The 25,346-nt window shown below is 44.0% G+C and carries 22 protein-coding genes; 18 read left to right on the top strand and 4 right to left on the bottom strand.

From position 1 onward, the window contains the following. Positions 1-184 precede the first annotated feature (184 nt). The 7 genes from DK187_RS00110 to DK187_RS00080 all read left to right on the top strand — a co-directional run bounded on the left by DK187_RS00110 (position 185) and on the right by DK187_RS00080 (position 7,279). On the top strand, positions 185-2,596 hold the full coding sequence (locus DK187_RS00110) for a putative bifunctional diguanylate cyclase/phosphodiesterase (RefSeq protein ID WP_111605298.1): 2,412 nt from the start codon (positions 185-187) through the stop codon (positions 2,594-2,596). Between the two features lie 125 nt (positions 2,597-2,721). Next, the gene (locus DK187_RS00105; RefSeq protein WP_111605297.1) at positions 2,722-3,135 is read left to right on the top strand and encodes a VOC family protein; all 414 of its coding nucleotides are present in this window, start codon (positions 2,722-2,724) and stop codon (positions 3,133-3,135) included. After that, positions 3,132-4,067, top strand: coding sequence for a 2-hydroxyacid dehydrogenase (locus DK187_RS00100; protein ID WP_111605296.1), 936 nt, complete (start codon positions 3,132-3,134; stop codon positions 4,065-4,067). The genes DK187_RS00105 and DK187_RS00100 overlap by 4 nt, the downstream gene beginning before the upstream one ends. A gap of 38 nt (positions 4,068-4,105) precedes the next feature. Next, a complete protein-coding gene (locus DK187_RS00095; RefSeq protein ID WP_111605295.1) occupies positions 4,106-4,456 on the top strand; it encodes a 5-carboxymethyl-2-hydroxymuconate Delta-isomerase in 351 nt (116 codons plus the stop codon). Positions 4,457-4,495: 39 nt separating this feature from the next. Next, positions 4,496-5,485: a phospholipase A gene (locus DK187_RS00090; protein ID WP_111605294.1), complete on the top strand. Its 990-nt coding sequence runs from the start codon at positions 4,496-4,498 to the stop codon at positions 5,483-5,485. Between the two features lie 184 nt (positions 5,486-5,669). Further along, the gene (locus DK187_RS00085) at positions 5,670-6,185 is read left to right on the top strand and encodes a phosphatase PAP2 family protein (RefSeq protein WP_111605293.1); all 516 of its coding nucleotides are present in this window, start codon (positions 5,670-5,672) and stop codon (positions 6,183-6,185) included. Then, complete coding sequence (locus DK187_RS00080) at positions 6,182-7,279, top strand: MJ1255/VC2487 family glycosyltransferase (protein ID WP_111605292.1); 1,098 nt, start codon at positions 6,182-6,184, stop codon at positions 7,277-7,279. The genes DK187_RS00085 and DK187_RS00080 overlap by 4 nt, the downstream gene beginning before the upstream one ends. 73 nt (positions 7,280-7,352) lie before the next feature. On the opposite strand, the gene DK187_RS00075 is transcribed toward DK187_RS00080, so the two are convergent. Beyond that, positions 7,353-8,276 (bottom strand): dienelactone hydrolase family protein, encoded by a 924-nt coding sequence (locus tag DK187_RS00075; RefSeq protein WP_111605291.1) that lies wholly within the window; start codon positions 8,274-8,276, stop codon positions 7,353-7,355. Positions 8,277-8,552: 276 nt separating this feature from the next. Between DK187_RS00075 and folM the strand changes: the two genes are divergently transcribed. From folM to DK187_RS00055, 4 genes are all read left to right on the top strand, one after another. After that, positions 8,553-9,275 carry a dihydromonapterin reductase gene (gene folM / locus DK187_RS00070; protein ID WP_111605290.1) on the top strand — a complete coding sequence of 241 codons (723 nt, stop codon included), beginning with the start codon at positions 8,553-8,555 and terminating at the stop codon, positions 9,273-9,275. 72 nt (positions 9,276-9,347) lie between these two features. Further along, the gene (folE, locus tag DK187_RS00065) at positions 9,348-10,031 is read left to right on the top strand and encodes a GTP cyclohydrolase I FolE (RefSeq protein ID WP_111605289.1); all 684 of its coding nucleotides are present in this window, start codon (positions 9,348-9,350) and stop codon (positions 10,029-10,031) included. Positions 10,032-10,193: 162 nt separating this feature from the next. After that, entirely contained in the window at positions 10,194-10,469 is a 276-nt protein-coding gene (locus DK187_RS00060) for a hypothetical protein (RefSeq protein ID WP_111605288.1), read from the top strand. Positions 10,470-10,565: 96 nt separating this feature from the next. Further along, complete coding sequence (locus DK187_RS00055; protein ID WP_162623457.1) at positions 10,566-11,753, top strand: MFS transporter; 1,188 nt, start codon at positions 10,566-10,568, stop codon at positions 11,751-11,753. 5 nt (positions 11,754-11,758) lie between these two features. Here DK187_RS00055 and DK187_RS00050 read toward each other — a convergent pair whose 3' ends face one another. Further along, positions 11,759-12,970, bottom strand: a complete 1,212-nt coding sequence (locus DK187_RS00050) for an MFS transporter (protein ID WP_111605486.1) — start codon at positions 12,968-12,970, stop codon at positions 11,759-11,761. Positions 12,971-13,213: 243 nt separating this feature from the next. Here DK187_RS00050 and DK187_RS00045 point away from each other — a divergent pair, with 243 nt between their 5' ends. Further along, positions 13,214-14,431, top strand: a complete 1,218-nt coding sequence (locus DK187_RS00045; RefSeq protein WP_111605286.1) for an MFS transporter — start codon at positions 13,214-13,216, stop codon at positions 14,429-14,431. Between the two features lie 20 nt (positions 14,432-14,451). Here the strand turns inward: DK187_RS00045 and DK187_RS00040 are convergent, their stop codons facing one another. Next, entirely contained in the window at positions 14,452-15,375 is a 924-nt protein-coding gene (locus tag DK187_RS00040) for a helix-turn-helix transcriptional regulator (RefSeq protein WP_111605285.1), read from the bottom strand. Between the two features lie 243 nt (positions 15,376-15,618). On the opposite strand from DK187_RS00040, the gene exaC reads away from it, so the two are divergent. From exaC to DK187_RS00010, 6 genes are all read left to right on the top strand, one after another. Beyond that, entirely contained in the window at positions 15,619-17,136 is a 1,518-nt protein-coding gene (exaC, locus tag DK187_RS00035; RefSeq protein ID WP_111605284.1) for an acetaldehyde dehydrogenase ExaC, read from the top strand. A gap of 293 nt (positions 17,137-17,429) precedes the next feature. Continuing rightward, a complete protein-coding gene (locus tag DK187_RS00030) occupies positions 17,430-18,812 on the top strand; it encodes an L-serine ammonia-lyase (RefSeq protein WP_111605283.1) in 1,383 nt (460 codons plus the stop codon). A gap of 349 nt (positions 18,813-19,161) precedes the next feature. Beyond that, the gene (locus DK187_RS00025) at positions 19,162-20,736 is read left to right on the top strand and encodes an inorganic phosphate transporter (RefSeq protein ID WP_111605282.1); all 1,575 of its coding nucleotides are present in this window, start codon (positions 19,162-19,164) and stop codon (positions 20,734-20,736) included. 195 nt (positions 20,737-20,931) lie between these two features. Then, entirely contained in the window at positions 20,932-21,570 is a 639-nt protein-coding gene (locus tag DK187_RS00020; protein ID WP_162623456.1) for a hypothetical protein, read from the top strand. 63 nt (positions 21,571-21,633) lie between these two features. Next, on the top strand, positions 21,634-22,416 hold the full coding sequence (locus tag DK187_RS00015) for a hypothetical protein (RefSeq protein ID WP_111605280.1): 783 nt from the start codon (positions 21,634-21,636) through the stop codon (positions 22,414-22,416). A gap of 157 nt (positions 22,417-22,573) precedes the next feature. Then, entirely contained in the window at positions 22,574-23,194 is a 621-nt protein-coding gene (locus tag DK187_RS00010; RefSeq protein WP_111605279.1) for a LysE family translocator, read from the top strand. A 68-nt stretch (positions 23,195-23,262) separates the two neighbouring features. Here DK187_RS00010 and DK187_RS00005 read toward each other — a convergent pair whose 3' ends face one another. Beyond that, on the bottom strand, positions 23,263-25,260 hold the full coding sequence (locus tag DK187_RS00005; protein WP_111605278.1) for a DNA topoisomerase III: 1,998 nt from the start codon (positions 25,258-25,260) through the stop codon (positions 23,263-23,265). Between the last annotated feature and the right edge of the window lie 86 nt (positions 25,261-25,346).

Here is a 25,346-nt window from a genome sequence, read left to right as displayed (position 1 = left end):
GTTTTTTTTGTTTGTCCGTAAGAAATTATGATTTATATCAGAAAGTACATAAATTTTTTTTATACTTTGCTTTTTCGTTAGGAATAATCCAGCAATCTTGGTAATGTGCATACTAAGTGCAAATGTCTTTGTGTGGATATTGTTATGCGATGGTCGTGACGCATAGAAAGCTAAGTGAGAGATAATGGGTGTTGTTCTTTCTAGATCATTATTTATAAAACAAGCAATTTTAACGTTAGCCTTAGCCATTGTTCTGAGCTTGCTAAGCAGCGGCATTCAGTTTTTTGAGGGAATTCGACATCAGAAAACGCAGATTGATCAGAATTTTGATGAGCTGCTTGCTGTGGTTGAAAAGCCATTAGCAGAAGCCATGTTTCGATTAGATGTGGATTTTGCTCAACAGCAAATCAATAGTTTACTGTTAACGCCTTCTATTGCGCATGTGGAAGTGAGAGACGAGCTTGGTGAGCTGTTCGTTGGTGCCACTGCAAAAGAGCGTAATTTCTCCATCTCTCATTCATTAGCGGATTACTTTTTATCAGACTTGCAGGTGTATGACCGCAGGTTGCGTTTAGAGAAGCCAGTGTTTCAAGCAGGTCATTTAATTGTCTTGCCAGAAAAACGTTATTTGCTTGATGAAATGTTTCAAGAACACCTGTCGACACTTATCTACAATTTGTTCAAAGATGTGTTACTGGCTTCTTTAATCTCACTGTTTTTCTATTTTTTGGTGACGCATCCTTTGATGCGTTTGACCGAGTCATTATCAGCGCTTGAACATAATCAGACGTTGCCTTTGTCGAAGGCATTTTACCGTCACCATAAATCCGATGAGCTGGGTCATCTTCATGCCACCTTTGCGCGTTTGTGGAGCAAATTAAGCATGGCTCTAAGTGATTTAGAACGCAGTAATAGCCATACTAAAGCCATGATTGAGCACGCTGCGGATGGTATTTTGTTGTTGGATGAGAGCAATAACATTACCCTGGTTAACACCGCTGCAGAGTATATGCTCAAACGTAAAAGCGCGGATCTGCATTCTCAGTCGCTAGAGTCATTGCATACGTCTGCTTCTTGGGCACCATTTGTTGAGATTTTGACGTCATTACAAGTGAATACCCCTCTTACGATTGAAACGGTTTACCAGATACAGCATGTTGAACTGCCTGTCGAAATACGTCTGGCAAAGTATAAGATACAAAATCAGGTTGAAACTTTACTGCTTATCCGTGATGTTTCCGAACGCAAAGAAACCGAAGCGCACATCCATCATCTCGCTTATTATGATCCGATTACAAACTTGCCCAACCGTCAATATTTAGCCGATAAACTTCATGAAGCGTTACAACGTCAACAACAGGGTGTGAATTATTCTGCTGTGGTTTTTATGGATTTAGATCGCTTCAAAACGATCAATGACTCTCTAGGGCATAATGTTGGCGATCAATTATTGTGTTGTGTCGCTGCTCAACTTTCGTTCTTAAAAGAAGACAATATTGTTTTTGCTCGGATGGGGGGAGATGAGTTTGCTTTTTTGTTGAATAAGATGGGCGATGATAAAGAGCAAGTAGAAAAAGCCATAAATGGTTTTGCGGACAGTGTGATGTATGCGTGTCAGCAGGTTAAAAAAGCAGGCCATCATGAAGTGCATATTACGGCCAGTCTGGGCGCCACTATTTTTGATGGCAATGAAGGTTCGGCTGAGGTGATTTTAAAGCAAGCGGACACGGCTTTATATCGAGCAAAAGAATCTGGGCGTAACACATTTGCTTTGTATAAGCCTGAAATGCAGGCGATTTCAGATGCGCGGCTTGACATGGAAAAAGCCCTGCATCATGCGACAGAATTTAAGTTGTTTGATTTATATTACCAGCCGCAGACCAACGATAAGAATGAGTTGATTGGTGCCGAAGCCTTGATACGCTGGAAAGATGAGAAAAAAGGCTTTATTTCTCCAGCTGAATTTATCCCAGTGGCCGAAGAAATAGGGCTCATTGTCGAAATAGGTCATTGGGTATTAAATGAAGCATTATCCCAAGTCGCGACTTGGTTAAAAGAAGGGAAATGGCAATTAGCGTGGCGTATGTCGATCAATGTCAGCCCAATTCAATTTCAACAGGCGGGTTTTTTGCCTATGTTGAAAGCTCAGTTAGAAAAACACGATGTGCCCGCCAGCTGTGTGGACCTTGAAATTACGGAAAATATGTTATTAAACGATCTTGCTTCATGCCTAGACAAAATGAATGCGATTAAGGCTTTGGGTGTTCATCTTTCGATTGATGATTTTGGCACCGGCTACTCGTCTCTTAAGTATCTAAAATCTTTACCCATAGATCGATTAAAAATAGACCAATCTTTTGTGCGTGATTTGCTGACGGATAAAAGCGATGAAGCCATTGTTCACGCGGTGATTGCCATGGCGAAAGCGCTGAATATTAGCGTACTTGCTGAAGGGGTGGAAACCTTGCCACACTATGACAGGTTGCGTGAAATAGATTGCTTTTTTTATCAGGGCTACTACTTTGGTCACCCTTTGCCACCGCGTGAATTCATTACTGCGTTTGTTCAAGATTTGCCTGAACCCCCACTCTCATGACAACAGCAAAAGACACGCATTTTTTATCTTAATGCTAAATATATGAAGCGGCAGTAACGCTTCGTGTTTACTTTTGCTGTGTGTGCTGTATTTTCTAACCTCATATCTTGTTGTTAGGAGTACCTATGTCAGCTTTATTCCATTACGCCTTTCACGTCACTTCTTTGGAAGAAACGCGTTCTTTTTATACGCAAGTTTTAGGCTGTACAGAAGGCCGCAGCACAGACACTTGGGTCGATTTTGATTTTTATGGTCATCAGTTATCGCTGCATCTGGGTGAGCCCAGCCCAACAACGAATACGGGGAAAGTGGGAGATCATCTTGTTCCTATGCCGCATTTTGGTTTGATTTTGCCATTAGATGAGTGGCAAAAACTCGCCAAACGCCTCACTGAAAGCAATGTCGCGTTTGATCTGGTACCCAGCGTTCGCTTTGAAGGTTTGCCAGGTGAGCAGTGGACCATGTTTTTTAAAGATCCAAGTGGCAACGCGATTGAGTTGAAAGGGTTTAAAGACTTGGCTCAGGTATACGACAAATGATCCCGTTTGTCAGTCGTATTGGTTCCGCTGAGCAGACCGTGTGGATTAATCAGCTGTCAGCGGCTATGCCAGACGAGGTGATTTTGCCATTTTCAGCCTTAACACTAGAGCAAAGGCAGGAGTGTGACATTGCGATTGTTGCCAATCCTAATCCCGACGATTTGCTGGCTCTCCCTTCTCTAAAATGGGTCCACAGTGTTTGGGCGGGGGTGGAGCGCATGATCAATGAGTTGGCCTCACCGACATTTTCTATTGTGCGCCTGGTTGATCCTATGTTGGCAAAAACAATGTCGGAAGCGGTTTTGGCTTGGACCTTGTTCCTTCATCGAGATATGCCTGCCTACGCAAAGCAGCAAAGCGAAGGCTATTGGTGCCCGCGTCCTATGGTGGAGGCAAAAAATCGTCGGATTGGGTTACTCGGTCTAGGAGCGTTGGGTCAGGTCAGTGCACAACGTTTGGTAGACAATGGGTTTACTGTGGCAGGTTGGAGCCGTAGTGAAAAGCAGATAGAGGGTGTCCAATGCTTCTCTGGTGAAGATGGGCTGATTACTTTGTTAAGTCAGAGTGATTTGCTGGTTTGTCTGTTACCCTTGACGACGCAGACACAGCATCTACTGAATCTGCAAAATTTATCCTATTTACCTAAGGGCGCCAGTCTCATCAACTTTGCTCGTGGTGCTATTGTTGACGATAAGGCTTTGCTCACTCTGCTTGATCAAGGGCATTTATCCCATGCGGTTTTAGATGTTTTTATGCAAGAACCATTACCCATAGAACACCCTTATTGGGGACATCAATCCGTCACTGTGTTGCCACATATATCAGCACCGACACATCCTGTTAGTGCCAGTCAGATAGTGGCTTCCAATGTACAGCACTATCGTTTAACCAATTGCATTCCATCCGCAGTAGATCCCATGCGTGGATATTAGTCAGCAGGGTGTTAAAATAAATCTAAATAGGAGCCTTTATGCCACATTGTATTCTTGAGTACAGTCAAAATTTAGAACAAGAAGTGCCACCAGTCGATCTGCTTGAAGCGGTGAAAGCTGCCTGCATTGCATCGACGCTTTTTACAGCGGAAGACATAAAATTACGCAGTGTTCCATACAAGAGTTTTTTGACGGCGGGACAAGAAGATGCCTTCATTCATGTGATATTAAGAATGTTGTCAGGTCGGACGTTGGAACAACGAAAGCAACTTTCCCATTTGGTTCTTGAAGCGTTAACACAATTTTCATTAAAAGATGTTAGCTTCTCCGTGGAAGTGTGTGAAATGGAACGCGATACCTACGCAAAAAAGGTTGTTCTGTCCCAATAACAATAGCGGGTCTAATCGCTAAAAAAGGTTTTAAATATAATGAAAGCCATTGTGTGTTCAATGATGCTTCTACCGAGTTTGCTATGGGCACAAGTTGAGCCCCAATTCTCTGAAAATCCGCCTGTGATTCAATCCGATGGTAGTGTTTCTGAGACGCCGACGGAAGAGGAGGCACCTTATTCTCCAGAAGAGCCAGCGGTACCAGACTCTATTTCACAACGAGCGAGAGAGGCGAATGGTCTTTTTCAGCAGCGGGAAAATAGAGAAACAGCAACTTTGAATAATCCGTTTGTTTTAACGCCTCATCGCCCCAATTATTTTTTGCCTTTTTCTTACACCTCTAACCCTAATGATCGCTCTTTTTTAGGGGAGGATACAGACGAGAGTTTGGAAAGTGTGGAATTTAAGTTTCAACTCAGTGTGAAATTTCCTGTTGTCTATGATGTGGTAGGACGTAATACCAGTTTATGGTTTGCCTATACGCAACAAGCTTACTGGCAAGCCTACAATAGCCATATTTCAGCGCCTTTTCGGGACACCAATCATGAACCTGAGGTGTTTATCGTTACCAAACCAAAACAGGGCCTTTTAGGTATCAAACCGAGTTATATTACGTACGGTTTTAACCATCAGTCGAATGGCCAATCGGGCGATCTCTCTCGTTCTTGGAATCGTTTTTATGTGGATTTCTTATTTGAAACTGAGGATACCGCATTTTCTATTAAGCCTTGGTATCGAATGCCGGAAAGTGCTGACATTGACGATAATCCCAACATAGAAAACTATTATGGCTACGGCGAGCTGAATATTATCCATGTGATTGACGATTACAGTATTGATGTTATGTTGAGGAATAACCTTAAGTCCTCCGATAACAGAGGCGCGTTACAAGTGGGTTTTACGTTTCCTTTATGGGGTAAATCCAGGGGTTATATCCAATACTTTAATGGTTATGGGCAATCGCTCTTGGATTACAACCATCAGACGCAATCGATCGGTGTCGGTATTATGTTGACCAATTGGTTGTGATGTATTACCCAATGATGATTGTTGTTTAATAATCAATAGACATAAAAGACCTCGCTTTGTCGGGGTATTTTTTTGTCTATTGGTTGTAAATAGGTGCTGTCATGAAGTTGTCATCTTAATGCCACAGAACGGACATTTTACTGGTCTATGTTGAAAGTAAGAGAAACCAGTGAGGGTGATTAGCATGAACATACTTCAAAATATCCACGCATTTGATGTCCAGACTTTTTCTTGGTGTATGGCGCGTAAACACAGAGCGAAGCTGACGGCCATCGGGCGAGCAATTTCATTTTCGGCTGACGGTCCGTTATATGCTTTAGGGGCCTTGTTGCTATGGTGGGCCGGATACGATGTTTTAGTGGCCGTGTTAGCCTTGGGTTTTGTGATTGAGCGTTTAGTGTATTTTGTACTAAAGCGGGGCTTTAAGCGCAATAGGCCAGCGGATGCTCTGGATAATTTTAGCAGCTTTATTATTCCCTCAGATCAATTTTCCTTTCCATCTGGTCATACCTCTGGTGCATTTTTTATCGCTTTTTGCTTGAGTGAGTGGTTCCCCAGTTTAAATATGATGTTGTACTTCTGGGCGGCAAATGTGGGGCTATCACGTATTTTTCTGGGCGTTCACTTCCCTACAGATACGGTGATTGGCGCCTTATTAGGCAGTGCTTGTGCCGCGTTAGCAATAGGAGTGTTGGTATGAAAATTCTGTACGGCGTGCAAGGTACAGGAAATGGTCACATCACTCGGGCAAGAGCCATGGCAGCGGAAATGCAGGCTGCTGGAATCGAGGTGGATTTTGTGTTTTCAGGACGCGCACCGGAAGATTATTTTGATATGGCCGTATTTGGCAACTACCGGACATTTCAGGGACTTAGCTTTGTGGCGCGTAATGGGCAATTAGATCTGTATGCTACCTGTCGGAATGCCAATTTTTTAACGCTGTTTCGAGACATTCGCTCTTTGGATACTCGGGGTTATGATTTAGTGATCACGGATTTTGAACCCATTGTGGCTTGGGCGGCTAAGCGTCAGGGTGTTCCTTGTGTGGGCTTCGGTCATCAATATGCCTTTAAATACGATATTCCTCGCTACAAAAAAAACGCCATCGCGCAATGGATTATGTCGAATTTTGCGCCTGCCGCCACGCAGTTAGGCGCCCATTGGCATCATTTTGGTTACCCTATTTTACCACCGCTCATTCACGCACAAACCATGGCGAATAGAGCGCATTCTGATCAGGTGTTAGTGTATCTACCTTTTGAAAACAGTGAAGCAGTTTTAGACTGGCTTGAAGGCGTCCCCAATTACCAGTTTCGCTTACACTGTAAGGATATAGAGCCTGGTGTGTATGGAAACGTTGAAGTCTTTCCCTTTGGCCGAGACCTATTCCAGAAAAATTTAAGCGAATGCGAGTCTGTGCTGTGTAATGCGGGATTTGAATTGAATTCAGAGGCGTTACAGTTAGGACGCCGTATTCTAGCGAAACCGCTAAAAGGACAGATAGAGCAGCATTCGAATGCGATTGCATTGGATTTATTGGGCCTTGCTAAAACCAGTAATCTGTTGAGCTCTGAGATTATTAAAGAGTGGCTAGAGACAAGTCGAGTGATGCAAATCTCTTACCCCAATGTCGCCAAAGCGGTGGTAGCTTGGTTGCAGTCTAGCCATGATATCAGTATTGCTGACTTGTGCGAGTCATTATGGCGACAAACACCCAATGTACGTGGTATTGATTTTAAGTATGATAAAGCCACACAAGCAATTGATGTTAAAAGCGTTACGGCCTGTCACTAATGACAGGCCGTATCTCATCCTATTTTATTCGGTGTGCAACGGTCTTTTGCTTGCCGTTAAGCAAGCTCATTCTTTAAGCGCGTAGGTTTTGTTCAAAGAAACTGATGGTACGTTGCCACGCCAATTCTGCGTTTTTCTCATCATATCGAGCCGTTGAATCATTATGAAAGCCATGGTTTGTTTTAGGGTAAACGTAGGCAGTGTAATTTACATTGTTGGCTTTTAACGCTTTCTCATAGTCAGGCCAGGTGTCATTCACTCGCTGATCTAATTCTGCGAAGTGAATTTGCAAAGCGGCTTTAATTTTATCTATATTGCCTTTGGCAGGCGTGCCGTAGTAAGGCGCTCCTGCCTGAATGGTATCCGGCATGGCCGCCGCCAATGTGTTGGTTAAATAACCACCGTAACAGAATCCGACCATACCCACTTTGCCTGTGCTGAATTCGTGATTTTTCAGTAGGGTTGCTGCGTCCATGAAATCGCCTTCAATCTTGCTGCCATCTAAGGTTTTTTGCATTTCGCGGCCCGCGTCATCGTTGCCAGGATAGCCACCGAGAGGAAACAGAGCATCAGGGGCAAAAGCAATGAACCCTGCTTTTGCTAAGCGTCTTGCCACATCTTCGATATAAGGATTAAGACCACGATTTTCATGGGCAACTAACACCGTAGGGGCTTTATTATCGGCATTGACATTCTTGGGAATCACTAAGTAACCGCGGCCTTTGCCGTGTCCATTAGGTGTGTCAAATTCGACATAACTGGCGCTGATCTCTGGATCATTAAAGGACACTTGTTCCGCTAGCGCATAGTTGGGTGTCAACGCACCAGCGACAACAGAAAGGGTGAGTCCAGTGACACTGAGCGTCCCTAAGCGGGATAAGAAAGTGCGGCGATCTATGTCGCCATGGGCGTATTCATCGTACCAGTCAAACGCTTCTTGCGGAATGCTGTTGCTTGATATTGGCCTAGGCGAGTTTTTTTCTGATGATAACGTCATTGCTATGTCTTCCTTATAGGGTTGATGAAACTAAGCAGAACATTGTTATAGACCATTGTTGGGCTAGATTACAAAAGCAGACACGGTATATCTGTACTAATGTCTTCTTTAGAAGTGAGCAAACAAAAATGGTTCAATAGACATACGTATAAAAAAAAGTATCGGATGATGAAGATTGATCTTTTTTCTAAAAGTATGCGTAATTAGAGTTTAGTACTCAGTAAATAGTATTTACCAATCTTCTTAATGAAGATAACTCAATAGGAACGGATACTTATGATGCGTAAAATGCCTATTATCATTACAGGCGGCGGGCAACGTCTAGGTTTAGCCTGTGCGAAAGCGCTACTTGCACAGGGATATGACGTCATTATTACTTATCGAAAAGAACGAGAAAGTATTGTGGCATTAGAAGAACAAGGGGTGACTTGCATTCAAGCCGATTTTTCAACCGCATCTGGCGTTGATGAATTTGTGGCGACCATACTCAGTCGCTACTCAGCATTAGGCGGCATTATTCACAATGCGTCTGAATGGGCGCCTGAGGACGGGTGTGCTGATACGGCCTTATTAATGGAAAAAATGTGGCAAGTGCATGTATTTGCACCTTATCGTATAAATCTGGCCTTTGAAGCATTATTATGTGCAGGTTCTGAGCAAGATGGGCAAGCAGACATCATTCATATGACGGATTACGTGGTAGAGAAAGGCAGTGATAAACATATTGCCTATGCAGCGAGTAAAGCGGGTTTGGCTAATTTAACTTGCTCTTTTGCTAAACGCTTTGCCCCTAAGGTAAAAGTGAATGCGATTGCACCATCATTGTTGATGTTTAATGAAAGCGATGATGACGAATACCGTAATAAAGCATTGAATAAGTCACTGCTTCGCAAAGCGCCAGGAGAACAAGAAGGCGTCATGGCCGTGCAGTATATATTAGGCAGTCGCTATATGACAGGTCGAACCTTGTCACTTGATGGGGGTCGTCATTTGGTCTAATTAACCAAATAGCACCTCTTTTTTGAACGCCTCCGTGTCATGTGACAGGGTTAAGCAACTTAGGACAAACATATGAAAGCTAACACAGCTGAACAAACCAATTTACATCGTCCCGTCTTGTCTGATGCGGCGATAAAAGTACGTGATGCTCTTATCAACAGCGGTTTAGAAACCCCGATGATTGATAATGGTCTAACCAATGAAGAAAAATATCAGCGTATTAAACACTCGTTTGAAGATATTGTGACAACGCTCGGCCTAGATTTAAGTGATGACAGTTTGGCAGAAACACCGCATCGAATAGCCAAAATGTATGTGAAAGAGATTTTTTCAGGTCTGGACTATGCCTTGTTTCCTAAGATCACCGTCATTGAAAACAAGATGCAAGTAGATGAAATGGTCAAGGTGAGTGATATTAGTTTTACCAGTACCTGTGAACATCATTTTGTTACTATCGATGGGTTGGCGAAAGTGGCTTATTTGCCGAAAACGAAGATTATCGGTTTGTCGAAGATCAACCGTATCGTGCGCTTTTTTGCACAGCGTCCGCAGGTACAAGAGCGTTTGACACAGCAAATTTTAGTGACGCTACAGACCTTGTTGGAAACGGATAACGTAGCCGTTAGCATCAGTGCTGTGCATTATTGTGTAAAAGCACGCGGTGTCATGGATGCCAGCTCCTCGACTCAAACCACCGCTTTGGGTGGGTTGTTCAAACGCAGTGATAAAACCCGTGGGGAGTTCCTTGCCAGATAGGTTGGCAAGATGTGCTGCTAAGGCAATTGGATTCACTGAAAAGCATCATAAGTACTCAAACGAAAAGAGTCTGTTTAATACAGGCTCTTTTTTTATGTCATAAATTCAGGCAAAGTGACGCAGCACAGACAGGATAAACCTTTACATTTGAGGCTTTAAGGCATGACAGATAAGAAAACAGTGTGGTTTCCAGCGAAAGACAATGGCTGGGGGTGGGGAAAACCTAACACTTGGCAAGGTTGGCTGGTATTGGTGTTGTATATTGTTAGTGTGGCCATCGTCAGTTTCGCTGTTGATCCTAAAGAAGCGCTTCTCAAATGGGCTGTGCTGGTTGCCAGTATGACTTTCGTTCTATTGTTGGTGTATCTCTGGAAAGGAGAAGCCCCAAATTGGAAGTGGAAACCGATCGAGAAAGATAAGCGCCGATGGTACAAGTAGCAAATCTTTATCTTAAGTCAATTTAAGTGAATTTAAAGATTTTATTGAAAACACGAATCGGTTCAAATAAGCAAAAACAAATTTAAGGATAAGTTAGTGCGCACATCAGGCGTGTTATTGTTTATTGCTTACTTAGGATTTATCAGTTTAGGATTGCCGGATGCGGCCCATGGGATTAACTGGCCCTTTGTGCGAACGGCCTTTGCTGTCCCAATGGGGTGGTTAGGCTTGGTGATTGCCGCTGGAGGTATCGGTTATCTGATATCGAGTTTTTCGGTTGGTTATCTGATGAACCGCTTTGGTGTCGGCTGGTTGCTGGTGGTGAGCAGCTTGCTGGTGAGCAGTGGTTTATGCGGGTTTTATTTCAGCCCTGCTTTTTGGATTTTTGCTTTGTTTTCTGTGGTGATTGGCATGGGGTCCGGTGCCATTGACGCAGGATTAAATGCCTATGCCGCAGAGCATTTCTCTACAAAACATATGAACTGGTTACACGCCGCATTTGGCGTAGGGGCGACCGCAGGCCCGGTTATTGTTACCAGTGTTTTAGTGAGTTTTTCGCAAAATTGGCGTCTCGGTTATGCTGTGATCGCTATCATCTTATTTACCATGACGCTGGTGTTTTTGTTTAGTCGCCACCTGTGGGAAAGTGACAAGCATGCGCCTAAAAAAGCCGAGGTTTCTTCAGAAGCTCTTGTACCTGTGACGCAACTCCAGGCTTTAAAACACCCAGTGATTCGCTTCCAGATTGTCTTTTTCTTTCTGTACTCAGGGGTAGAGGTCGGAGTGGGGCAATGGGCATTCACTGTGATGACAGAGTCTCGTGGTATTTCCCTTGCCAGCGCGGGTACTTGGGTGGCGGTATATTGGGGGGCTTTGGCATTTGGCCGCGCTATTTTTGGTTTCTTAGTTGAGCGTTTTTCGGTTGATCAGTTATTACGTCTTTGTTTGGCTGGCATGGCGTTCGGTGCGCTCTTCTTTACCTTCAGTATGACACCTTACGCTAGCTATTTGGGATTGGCGCTTATGGGATTTTGTGCCGCCCCCATCTTTCCTTGTATGATTTCGCAAACAGCCGCACGGGTTGGTAAACATTACTCAGTACACGCCATCGGTTTTCAGATGAGTGCCGCTGTCTTGGGGGCAATGACGCTACCATTTTTGAGTGGACTAATAGGTGGACAGTTTGGGCTGACGTCATTGAGTATCAGCTTTTTAGCTTACGCTCTGGCTTTATTTGGTCTTTTTCATAGTATTTTGAAACGTTCGGTTTCATCGTCAGCGTAGCAAGGTTACTCATTTGCTTTGTCTAAGGTGTGACGCTTTAGCAAATCTGGAAACAGATACATCCAGAGCCCCACCACGGCAATGGTTCCTGCTCCACCAATGACAATGGCTGGAACCACGCCAAACCAAGCTGCTGTCACTCCAGATTCGAATTCTCCTAATTGATTCGAACTGCCAATAAACACAGAGTTGGCTGCGCTGACGCGCCCTCGCATGTCATCTGGTGTTTCTAATTGTACTAACGTGGAGCGAATGACCACGCTGATCATGTCTGAAGCGCCTAAAAGAACCAGTGCTAACATAGAGAGAATAAGGTTTTCAGATAAACCAAAGAGGATGGTCGCAACACCAAAAATCGCGACGGCGGCGAACATAATTTTCCCCACACTGTGAGTCAAAGGGTGGCGTGCTAAGTAGACAGACATTAATAACGCGCCTAATGCCGGAGCGCAGCGCAGTAAACCTAAGCCCCAAGGCCCTGTATGAAGAATGTCTTTTGCAACGATTGGCAACAATGCCGTGGCGCCACCGAGTAGCACAGCAAACATATCCAATGAGACTGACCCCAAGATGACTTTATTGCCACGTATAAAGGTTAATCCACCAAACAGATGTTCGATGCTAATGGGGGATTTGCTTTTTACGGTAAAGTTATAACGTAAGAAAAACATGATAATGCAGGAGATGAGAAAACAACTCATGCTGGATAAATACAGTGTCGTCGGCCCTAAAAGATAAATGAGTCCACCCAGTGCAGGACCTGCTATAACGGATATCTCTCGTGCTGAAGCCATGGCGCTAACCGCACGGGACAGCAGGGCATTTGGGATCAGGTTCGGTAAAATCGCTTGATTTGCAGGCATTTCGAAGGCTCTTGCGGTGCCAAGAAGCGCAGCGCAGGCGTAAATCATATTGGCCGAAATAGTGGCTGTAATATTGCCATACGCTAGGATGGCCACCGTCATTGCCATGGTTAAACGTGTGCAGACACAGATAAGCCGACGATTATAGCGATCTGCAACGTGCCCTACGACCAAGGTCAATAATAATTGCGGGAGAAATTGACACAGTCCTACTAAGCCTAGTGCCATTGGACTGTTGGTTAAGTCGTACATTTGCCAGCCAATGCCGACACTCAACATTTGGAAGGCGAAAGAAGAGGCTATTTGGCCGATCCAGAAATGAACAAAATTCGGGTGTTGAAAGAGTGACGGCATGGTGTTTTTTCGATTTGGCATAAAAAAGAAAATTTAAGCATTTTTATTTCTTTCTTGATAGTCATTATTTTTATCTAAATAGTCGTTTTGTTCTGAGCGTAACCAGAAAAACAGAGAGAACTATGTTAGATTATTGGCCTATTTATCAGGATGATAACTAGCCTCCTAATACCGACCCCCGACGGTTTTTTGTCAGCCTGTTTACTGCTTAAGCAGAGGGCTATTTGATGATAAGGATTCACATTGATTTTTTCTGCTACAGATTCGTCGCTTCATGGCCGACTGTCCCGCTGGCTATTGCTGTCTTGTTTAATGGCCGTGGGAATTGGACAATCGTTTATTTTTACCTCTTTACCCCCTATTGGTCGTGAGATCGGTTTGGCGGATGTGCGAATTAGCACACTGATTACTGCGGGGGCGGCAACCTTTGTGGTGGCTGCCTTTTTATGGGGGAGCATCATTAATCGAATTGGCCGTGTGCGTTCAGTGATTATTGGTATGAGTAGCTACGCTATTACCATTGCTTTAACAGGGTTTGTGCTACAAGAAGCGTTAGCGAGGCAATTATCCGCTGAGCAGACGTATTATTTTGTGTTTGCTTTACGCATTGTGTTTTCTCTTGGTATTGCTGGGGTGTTGCCTTCCATCCAAACCTATTTGATTGCTCATACCGATATTAAGCGTCGCAGTTCTACTATTGCGATGATCGGCGCTTCCTTTAGTATTGGCATGATTTTAGGTCCAGCTTTCGCGTCTTTATTAAGCAGCTTGGGACTGACAGCGCCGTTTTATATTATTGCGTTATTGGCTGGTTGTGCAGGCTTATTGGTGGTGTTTTTTGTGAAAGACGCCAAGCATGTGCGTCAGTTTGAAAAACCGCCAGCCATTAACTGGTTTACTCAGCCTGTGATGCCATTTTTATGTATGTCGTCGTTGTCGATTTTATCGATGACGGGGGTGCAACAAATTATGAGTTTTCTGATTCAAGATAGGTTTCAGCTTGATGTGGCGCAGACGACCCATCAGTTAGGCTTTGCCATGATGACCATGTCTTGTTTTAGCATTTTGGTACAAATGATCTTGGTGCCTAGGTTTCAGTTGGGCGTGGTGACTTTAATCTTCAGTGGCGTTGGAGTGGGCGTGCTCGCTCAGTTCGCGTTTATTTTCTTGGATTCCTACGCGGGTGTGTTACTGGCCATGGGGTTATTTGGGGCCGGTTTTGGCTTTTTATTCCCTGGGATAGTGACGGCACAAACCTTATTGGTAAAAGACAGTCAGCAAAGCCGCTTAGCCAGTGTCAATGCTTCTATGCAGGGGCTTGGTGCTGCCCTAGGGCCGGTGATTTTGGCGTCTCTTTATCAACTTGGTCAGTTGGTTCCATTTTTTGCTTTGATGTGTAGTTTGATTTTTATGTTGGGGGCATTCATCTATTGTCGCTCGACATTACGGCACGTGTTTTAGACCGCGATGAGTCGGCCTTATCATGAGTGGAGTTTGCTTTGCGCGACTTGTCGAGGAGACATGCCAAAGTGTTGGTGGAAGCGTCGGCTAAAATGGCTCAAACTTAAATAGCCCAGCTCGTAGCTTACTTCGGTAACCGAACATTTTTCTTGTAAACGTTGGTAGGCGCGGCTCATTCGGCGTTGATGCTGATATTCTACTGGCGTACAGCCTAGTTGGCGTTTGAAGCTTTCGAAGAAACGGCTGCGGCTCATGCAAGCCATTTTAGCAAGCTGGCAGATGTCTAGTGGTTGCGCGAGATTGTGTTCTATCCATTGAATAACGCAAGTGAGGCCATTCGCATCGGGCGAATGTTGTGTAAAACGTAATAGAGCGTCTCGACCATGATGTCTTAGAATGCGCGTGACCAGTTCACTGACCCCAAAGTCAACCAGCAAATCTCGGTCTGGGTCATTGCGCAGAAAATCACTGGTAAGACGATCGATGACTTGTTGTGTTGCCTGTGTGTGCAAAGTGTGAAGGTGTTGATTTGGGTCTAGTACGGCGCCCGAAGGCAAAGACTCGATCATAATATCATTCATGCGATCACAAATTTGCGCGACTCTTTCTTGCGAAATGGCGATGGTGAGGCAAGTCGTTGGAGTGTGAAATTGGGCTTCAGGGAAGTCGATAAAAACTTCTTCTTTGGGAGCCAATATAAAAGACTCATGCGGAAGAAAAGGGATGTTGTCACGATGCTTGGTATGCATGACTTTGGCGCCCGTCACCATACCGCAATACAGCAGCGAATCCGCTTTTAGACTGACTTTTTGAGCCTGCTCATAGGTGTCGTAAATACTTAATTCAGAGTGTGGCCCAGCAAAGCAAACACGATTTTCGACCAGCTGAATAGGCGCACGTTTGTGCTTCAATAATGTTTTTTCTACGGATACAGAACGACTCATTTACACACCTCTTAGATCTTAATACTTTTTATTTTGATTGTGTGGTATGGCGTATTTTCTTGCGCTTATCATCACTCTTGCTGACTTATGGGTCAATACAAATAACATGGCAGAAATGGATCGCGAGACAAGTTTCGTGGACTCTCAGGCAAGTTTTTTTGGGCTATTGTTTCTACTCTTAATGGACAAGGTTAAAACTAAGATTAACGCCTGATATAAAAACAACAAGACTGGAGACACCTTATGATCTACGCACAACCTGGTACCCATGGTAGCCTTATTACATTTGAAGCCGAGTACGGTAATTTCATCGGTGGTGAATGGGTGGCGCCAGTGAAAGGTCAATATTTTGACAATATTAGCCCCGTCAATGGTGAAGTATTTTGCCGAATTCCTCGTTCTACTGAAGAAGATATCAACCTTGCCCTAGATGCGGCGCATGCAGCACGTGCGGCTTGGGGGAAGACATCGGTTACTAATCGTTCCAATATCCTGTTAAAAATTGCGGATCGTATTGAACAAAACCTAGAAGCGTTGGCCGTGGCCGAAACATGGGACAATGGCAAAGCGGTTCGTGAAACCTTAAACGCTGATATTCCCTTAGCCGCTGATCATTTTCGTTACTTTGCGGGCTGTTTGCGAGCACAAGAAGGCAGTACCGCTGAGCTAGATGAGCATACTGTGGCTTATCATTTTCATGAGCCATTAGGGGTGGTTGGTCAAATCATTCCTTGGAACTTTCCTATCTTGATGGCGGCATGGAAACTCGCGCCAGCGCTTGCCGCGGGCAACTGTGTGGTTCTTAAACCAGCAGAGCAAACACCCGCGTCGATTCTAGAATTGGTTAAAGTGATTCAAGATCTGTTGCCACCAGGCGTACTGAATATTGTTAACGGCTACGGCAAAGAAGCCGGTGAAGCGCTGGCAACCAGTAAGCGCATTGCTAAGATTGCTTTTACCGGATCAACGCCAGTGGGTTCGCATATTTTGAAATGTGCGGCCGAAAACATTATTCCTTCAACCGTCGAATTAGGTGGCAAATCGCCCAATATTTATTTTGCTGATGTTATGCAGCAAGAAGATGCTTTTATCAGCAAATGTGTGGAGGGTTTGGTGTTGGCTTTCTTCAACCAAGGTGAAGTGTGTACTTGCCCATCTCGTGCCTTGATTCATGAATCCATCTACGACGATTTTATGGCCTTGGTTATTGAACGTACGAAAACCATTAAACGCGGTAACCCTTTGGACACGGATGTGCAAGTGGGGGCTCAAGCATCAAAACAACAGTTTGATAAAATCATGAGCTACATTGACATTGGTAAGAACGAGGGCGCGGAGTTGTTGATTGGTGGGGGCATTGAATCGGTTGATGGTTTAGGTAAAGGCTTTTATGTACAGCCGACCTTGTTCAAAGGCTCCAACGAAATGCGTATCTTCCAAGAAGAAATTTTTGGTCCAGTGGTGAGTGTGACGACTTTTAAAGACGAAGCGGAAGCGCTGGCGATTGCTAATGACAGCGAATTTGGTTTGGGCGCAGGGGTTTGGACAAGAGATACGAATCTTGCTTATCGTATGGGGCGTAACCTGGAAGCTGGACGTGTTTGGATGAACTGTTATCACCAGTATCCTGCCCACTCCGCTTTTGGTGGCTATAAAAAATCCGGCGTTGGTCGTGAGACGCATAAAATTGCGTTAGAGCACTATCAGCAAACGAAAAACATGTTAGTCAGTTACGATATCAACCCGCTCGGGTTCTTTTAATCTAACCTAATAAGCTGGTATAAAAGGGAAAAGCCAAAAGACATTTTCTGTCTTTTGGCTTTGTTTTATTGTGAGCTTTGTTTAGATTGTCCGTTTTTCACCTGCCGCTTTGTAATGGTCCCGAAGCGCCAAAAAATTGCTTTTTTTTGAATAGACGCACCGATATCTGGTTTCCTTCTTGTTTCCTATTGGAAACTTTGTCTCAGAAGTGATAATTTCGCTTTATAGTGATCTTGTCTTATATATTGCCAAGGTTAATGGTCTTATCAGTATTTGTCACAGAGGAAACAGTTATGGCAATCAGTTTATTTGACCTTTTTAAGGTGGGGATTGGACCTTCCAGCTCACATACGGTTGGTCCTATGGTCGCGGCCAACCAATTTGCTCATCAATTACAAGATCGTCATTTGTTATCCAAGGTTACGCGTTTACAGATTGATTTATATGGTTCTCTTGGTGCAACAGGAAAAGGGCATGGTACAGGAACGGCTGTGCTAATGGGGCTTGAAGGTGAGTTGCCAGACAGTATTGATCCCAGTAGTGTCAAAGAGCGAATTGAGCAAATAGAAGCTTCATCTGAGCTGAATTTATTGTCAAAGCAGCCACTTCACATTGAGGTGGCTACCGATTTAATTTATCACCGTATTGATCGTTTAGAGTTTCATGCCAATGGCATGGTGTTGGTGGCGTTTGATGCCGATGAGCAGAAGGTTCATCAAGCGACTTTTTATTCAGTGGGCGGTGGTTTTATTGTGCAAGAAGACGAGCAGGGGAAGGTCTCGATAGTAGAAGACACAACGGAGCTTCCTTATGTTTTTCATAATGCCGAAACCCTCATTCAGCTTTGCCACGAGCACGATAAGAGTATTGCGCAAATCATGATGGAAAACGAAAAAACATGGCGCACAGAAGACGAGATTAAACAGGGGATTCTTTCTATTTGGTCTGTGATGCGGGCATGTGTTCAGCAAGGTATTCGTAATGAGGGAATATTGCCTGGCGGCTTAAAAGTGAAACGCAGAGCCGCTAGCCTGCACCGAGATCTGACCAGTAAAACGCGCATGGATATGATTACGCCGTCTTTAGGGGCGATGGACTGGGTCAATTTGTATGCGCTTGCAGTGAATGAAGAAAACGCGGCTGGAGGACGAGTTGTGACGGCACCCACCAATGGGGCTGCAGGTATTATTCCAGCGGTGTTACATTATTATTGGGAGTTTTGCCCTCGCTCTTGTGAGGAGGGAGTGATTAATTTTTTCCTTACCGCGGCGGCGATTGGTTTGTTATTTAAAGAGAATGCGTCTATTTCTGGGGCCGAAGTGGGTTGTCAAGGCGAAGTCGGGTCAGCGTGTGCCATGGCGGCCGCTGGATTGGCAGCGGCAACGGGTGGCACCCCTGAACAGATTGAAAACGCAGCGGAAATAGGGATGGAACATAATTTAGGTTTGACCTGTGATCCCATTGGCGGCTTGGTGCAAGTGCCTTGTATCGAACGCAATGCGATGGCTTCTATTAAAGCAATTAACTCAGCGAGTATGGCCCTACGTGGTGATGGCACCCACTATGTTTCTCTTGATAAAGTGATTCGCACTATGCGCGACACAGGGAGAGACATGAACGATAAGTACAAAGAAACATCCCGTGGTGGTTTGGCAGTTAATGTCATCGAGTGTTAATAAATGAGGGGGGTGTGAAAAAAACACCCTGTAACAAAACGGTCATATTTGTGTAGTATTTTTGTCATCAGTGCCTTTTAGGGCACTTTTTTTTGTCTTTTTTAGCCTAGTCTACGCAAAAGACACAGGGGTTTTTATCTGCACGAACCCAGTGTAGAATGGCGCCGATTTGATAGTTTACAGATATATGACAGGCATACCGTGTTTGCCTTCATACACAAGATGTTCGATAGGATGAATTGAGAGCCGAATTTATAACTGTGCTGGGAAGGCACCTTGTTGAATAACGTAAGGTTTACCTTAGTTTATCAAGAGTTTGGCATAGATTAATCATAAATGAAGAGCCCATATGGATCTTACAAATAACCCGAAAGAAGAATCCACTTTACTAAGTGGTCATGAGTTTATTCGAGTATTGATCGCTTTAGCTTTTGTCTTAGCGTCTGGTTTTTATGCAACCAACAATGGTGTTGGTGTTTCTAACTTGTCAATATTAGCCATTGCTGCGGCAATAGGCGCCTACATGGCGGTTAATATTGGTGCCAACGATGTGGCGAACAACGTTGGCCCTGCGGTTGGGTCAAAAGCTCTGTCTATGACGGGGGCAATTTTGATCGCGGCGGTATTTGAAGCTGCGGGGGCATTGATTGCTGGTGGAACCGTAGTGGGCACCATTAAAAACGGCATCATTAATCCCAATGCCATTGGTAATGCGGAAACCTTTATTTGGGTCATGATGGCCGCCTTATTGGCAGGTGCTATTTGGCTTAATTTAGCGACATACCTTGGTGCGCCAGTATCAACAACACACTCTATTGTAGGTGGTGTGCTTGGTGCTGGTATTGCGGCTGGTGGCTGGGATATTGCTAACTGGGATAAAATGATTGCCATTGTTGCTAGCTGGGTAATTTCTCCTCTGATGGGAGGCATAATTGCCGCGCTTTTCCTTATGTACATCAAACGTTCTATTACGTATAAGAGCGATATGATTGATGCTGCAAGAAAAGTGGTTCCTTTTCTAGTCGGTATTATGGTGTGGTCTTTTTCGACCTACTTGATTCTGAAAGGTCTGAGCAAGCTTTGGAAACTCGATTTTATTACGGCTGCTATGGTTGCCTTTGCGATTGCCTTGACGGTGTATTTTATCGTTCGTCCTATCGTAGATAAGGCCGCTGCCGCGTTGGCTAATGACAAAGACGCGGTAAATAGTTTGTTTACTATTCCGTTGATTGTTTCGGCTGCGTTATTGAGCTTTGCTCATGGTGCCAATGATGTTGCTAATGCTATTGGGCCTTTGGCTGCGATAAATGATGCTTTGTTAACGGGGGCTGTTTCTGGTTCTGCTTCTATTCCTTTGTGGATCATGATGGTTGGCGGCATTGGTATTGCCGTTGGTTTGGCTTTGTTTGGTCCGAAATTGATCAAAACGGTGGGTTCTGAAATCACAGAGCTTGATAAAACCAGAGCGTTTTGTGTCGCTATGGCGGCCGCTATCACGGTAATCATTGCTTCCCAACTTGGTTTGCCTGTTAGTTCTACTCATATTGCGGTAGGCGGTATTTTTGGTGTTGGGTTCTTACGTGAATACCTCAAGCAATCTTATGAGAAGAAATTAGCTTCTATTATCTCTCACTCTGCGTCAGCGGGCCATAATGGTGAACAAACGAAAGAGTTTGTGAAGCGTTTCAAATCGGCGGATGTAGAAGAAAAACGGTTGATTCTGAAAGAGCTAAAAGCGGCCCAGGCCTCTTCCCCTATCTCTTCTGAAGAGCGTAAAGGACTGAAAAAAGCGACGAAAAAAGAATTGGTTAAGCGTTCTGCCTTGTTACGTATTGCCGCGGCATGGGTTATAACTGTGCCGGCATCAGCTTTACTTTCAGCATTGATTTTTTATATGTTACTTGGTTTTTCTGTCTCTCGATAATGGAAGAGGCAATTAAACAAAAAAGATCAGTCTATCTGGTCTTTTTTTGTTTTTATCATCTGCTCTATGTTATATAAGTAGATTAGGTGTACTGAGTATCTTCACACTGGTTTTAATGTCTTGGGTAACTATCAATAAATGAAATCAAGTATGTTGGTCTTAGTGGCTGTTACTCTATTTTTGGTGTGCTGTTCTTTGCCAGCATTTTTTCGTTGGCGAAAGCAGCTGCGCGAGTTAAAAGAAAAACAGCTTTCTTCTTTATCTAATCGAAGCGACCGCTTACTCTATGCGCTAGAGACGGTTTCCGATCGTTACTTAGCGAAAGAAACGAAACTATTTATCATAGAGTATTTATTAGCGGCTATTGAACAGCTTATCACAGCCAATTTTCAATCAAGCTTTGTCACTAAGAAGATATACTTAGCACGTTTGTTAACAGAGCTGAAGCTTGGGAAGAACGTGATGGTTAAAGATAGAGTGACTAGCCAGCAGCAACTTGAACAGGTACAGAATGCACTGCAGGTAATGCTCAGGGAGTTAAGATACCTGACAGAGCACTATGGTGTGAGTCGAACCATTATTCGGCATCATATTGTCTTAGTACGATATGCCCACGCTTTGGCGCATCGCGATTTGTTGGTCCGCCAAGCGAGGCAAGATTTAGACAATGATAAAAAAGGTCGCGCTCTAGAAAAGTATCGTGCTGCATTGTCGGTGATTGAGAAAAATATTTCTGTTAGTGGGGCAAAAAAAGAAGCTATTCGTCTACAAAATATGATACAGGATGTTGAAAAAGTTTTATTTGCTAAAAAAGATAAAACTGAATCATCATAAAAATGGATGCTTTATGATGATTATTACTCAGCTACAACACGACTAAGGTAAATAACCTATTATATGACAGCTGTTACCATCACTGTACTTTTGCTTGTTATCGGTGGATTTATCGCGTTTGCTATTTTTCTACAGTTGAAAGAGCAAGCTCGACTCGAGAAATTGCGTAAAGTGGCTACACTGAATAACCAATTGCGCCAAGTACGTCGTTATTTAGATGACATGCCACCACAATATCAGCCTAAAGATATGCGATTGTGGTTATTTTCTCGAATGATCGCCATTTATGATCAGTTATTATTACTACAACCCGATCCAACCTTAACGCGTCGACGAAATCATTTGGCTGAAGAAATGTCAGAATTTCAGACCAGTAAGCAAAAAAGACGCGCCAAGACGATGAATGATGAGCTATTGATCATTGAAGTAAAACGCTTGTTTGAGTCTCTCAAGTCCTTTTTGATTCTGTCCCAGAAAGAAAAAACGATCGATCAAGACAATGCTCATCGTTACAGTAAACTGTTGAACTTTTATCATTACAAGGTTAATGCAGATTATCATGGTTACCTGGCGCGTAAAGCGTTTCTGAGCGGGCAAATGCAAGCTGCCATTGATATGTATAAAGAGGCTCTAGCACAATTAACTCCCATCAAAGATATGATTGAAGCACAGCCTACAGTGCAAAAATATCAAGAATTGTTGCAAGAGATTGAAGACGATATGGCATTGCAGAAAGCCGAAGAAGAGATTAACAAAAATATGTCTAGTGAGGCCGAAGAAGAGTTAGATGACGAGTGGAGTAAATTTATAGAAGACTCTACATTTAAAGGCAAAAAGCGCTTTTAACAGGCATTTTCTCGGTTTTTTCTGATAGATTTCGAGTATCGCGGTTGTTTATCTGTTCTTTTCGACCCACTGAGGTTTTTATTATATTCTCTTGCTTGTTATGAAAAATAATGCGATTTTTCCTTTCCCTTCACGCCATCTTTGATAAGGACTTTTTGTGAATTTAGCGCTGCTTTCGGCATTTGTGCCGACTTTCTTTTTTGTTTCCATTACACCCGGTATGTGTATGACATTAGCCATGACGCTGGGCATGACCATTGGCGTTAAACGAGCACTTTGGATGATGTTGGGAGAGCTTGTTGGCGTGGCGACGGTGGCTATTTTGTCAGCCATTGGGGTGGCAGCTTTGTTACTGAACTATCCTAGTGTCTTTATGGCTTTAAAATACATCGGTGGTGCGTATTTGGCTTTTGTTGGTCTGCAAATGTGGCTTTCTAAAGGCAAGATGGCGATCAAAATGGACGCAGTTGGAAGCAAGCCAGCATCACGGTTAGATTTAATGTCACAAGGTTTTGTGACGGCCATTGCAAACCCGAAAGGATGGGCTTTTTTTGTTGCTTTGTTGCCACCATTTTTGGATGCAAGTCGTCCATTAGCCAGTCAGTTAACAGTGTTAATTGCCATTATTTTGACGCTTGAATTTATCTGCTTGTTAATTTATGCCGCTGGTGGTAGAACCCTGAAAGCCATACTTATGCAGAGCGGAAATGTACGAATTATGAACCGTATTGCTGGTTCTTTGATGATTGGTGTCGGTGTTTGGCTCGCAATTGGCTGATATTGCCACCGGTTGATGTTGCAACTGGTTGATATTGCTATTGGCTAGAGAGCGGATTGAGCCATTGTTTATGAAGACGCCTTAGGGCGTCTTTTTGTTGGTGAGCGCGTTGCGTCCGATCCTGAGGGCTTTCTAGCCCCCGTCGATTTTCTTGTCCCTGTACTTCTGCGTTTTGTAAAAGGCTTTTTGGTCGGTGCGGGTAAATGTTGTAGTGCGGAAACCGGCATATCTCGTGATGCACTAAGCAGCTGATGTAAATTTACTTCTAAATTTGCCATAAATTCCTGATAGCTGGCTTCCCCTATGCTAATGCCATTCAGAGCCGATTCCCATTGGGCTGTCATATCGGGAGTGACCAGTTGGGCTGGTAGGCAGTCAATAAAAGCGCGTCCTGTCTGGCTAGCATGGATCTGCTTGCCTTGTCGTACCAAGAAATTTCTTTTGAAGAGTAGCTCAATGATACTTGCTCGAGTGGCTTCTGTTCCTAACCCATCGGTTTCTTTTAAAATTGCACGAATGTCTTTATTGGTCACAAAGCGACTAATGCCCGTCATGGCGGCCAATAAAGTGGCGTCGGTAAATGCGGCTGGTGGTGTCGTCACTTTTTCTTGTACTTGACCTTGTGAACACCATAATTCGTCGCCTTTGGTCAGTTTGGGCAGTTCATTTTGGTTCTCATCATCAGGGTCTTTTGTTCTATTATGACTGGGTAACAGTGTTTTCCAACCCAGAGCAATAGGTGTATTGCCTTTGGCGTCAAATTGACCTCCGGCAATGTCTAATTTGATGTAGGACGATAGGTAATCGTATTCTGGATAAAACTGCATTAAGTATTGGCGAGCAATTAGGTTGAATACCAAAGCTTCCGTTTTCGAAAGTGATGATGCTTTATAAGCCTGAGTGGTTGGAATAATCGCATGGTGAGCCGTGACTTGCTTGTCATTCCAAGCTTTGCTTTTTCGTGTCGCATCGGCTTTTTGGGCGCCATCTTGTAGATCACCTTCTGATCGTGCCAAGGCCGCAATAATAGCAGGCGCATCTTTGTGTTGTTGAGTTGGCAAGTACCGACAATCTGATCGTGGATAAGTGATCATTTGATGGCGTTCATAAAGCACTTGGCAAGTATCTAATACTTGTTGGGCGGACAGTGAAAAAGCTTTTGCCGCGTCTATTTGTAGTGCTGATAAGCTGTAGGGGAGCGGTGCCGCTTGTTTTTTCTGCTTGTATTGGGCGTCTATTACGATAGCGGGTTTATTAGTAATGCGCTGGGCGACATTTTGTGCAAGAGGCAAACTCAGTACACGATTTTCCTCATCCATGTAGGGCTGGCAAGCTTCGCTTGGCAGCCATTTTGCTTGGAACATAACGTTTTGTGGTGTTTGTATGCTGGCCCACACTTGATAGAAGTCTTTTGGGACGAAGGCTTCTCGCTCTTTGTCTCTGGCGACAACCAGGCCTAACACGGGGGTTTGTACTCGTCCAATAGACAATACGCCTTGGTAGCCTGCTTGACGCCCTCTAATGGTGTAGGCTCGTGTTAGGTTCAAACCAAATAGCCAGTCGGCGCGTGCTCGTCCCAGTGCGGAGCGAGATAAGGCGGCGAACTCATTATTTAGGCGTAAATTATTCAATGCTTTTTTGATGGCTGAGGGCGTTAAGTCATTCACTAAAAGTCGTTGTGTGTTTTTAAGCTTTTGTGCGGGCACCTTGGTGTAGTGGAGCACTTCGTCGACGAGCAACTGTCCCTCGCGGTCAGGATCGCCAGCGTGAACTAAAGTGGTGGCTTTTTTGATTAGCTTTTTGAGTATACCAAGCTGCTTTTTAGTGTTGGTTTTTTCTTGCCACTGCCAGTCTGTGGGAATAATGGGTAAATGATCTAAATTCCATGTTTTATAAGCAGGATCATATTGGTGTGGTTCCGCTTGTTCAAGTAAATGTCCGATACACCAACTAATGCAGTCACCATTTGGTAGCCAAATACAGCCTTCTTCTTTTTTCTGCGGCGAAGGAAGGGCGGCGGCAATAGCGCGGGCAAGACTGGGTTTTTCGGCAATATAAAGAATCATAAATACACTTACTGTTTATATATAAGGGCTATCCATTTAGAGCAACCAGACACTACATTTAGTGTTTATCTGGTTTTAATGCCCTT

The organism is Marinomonas arctica (genome assembly GCF_003259225.1).
Classification (GTDB): domain Bacteria; phylum Pseudomonadota; class Gammaproteobacteria; order Pseudomonadales; family Marinomonadaceae; genus Marinomonas; species Marinomonas arctica.
The sequence above is the reverse complement of the archived record's forward strand: the minus strand, read 5'-3'. Positions and strand labels throughout refer to the sequence as shown.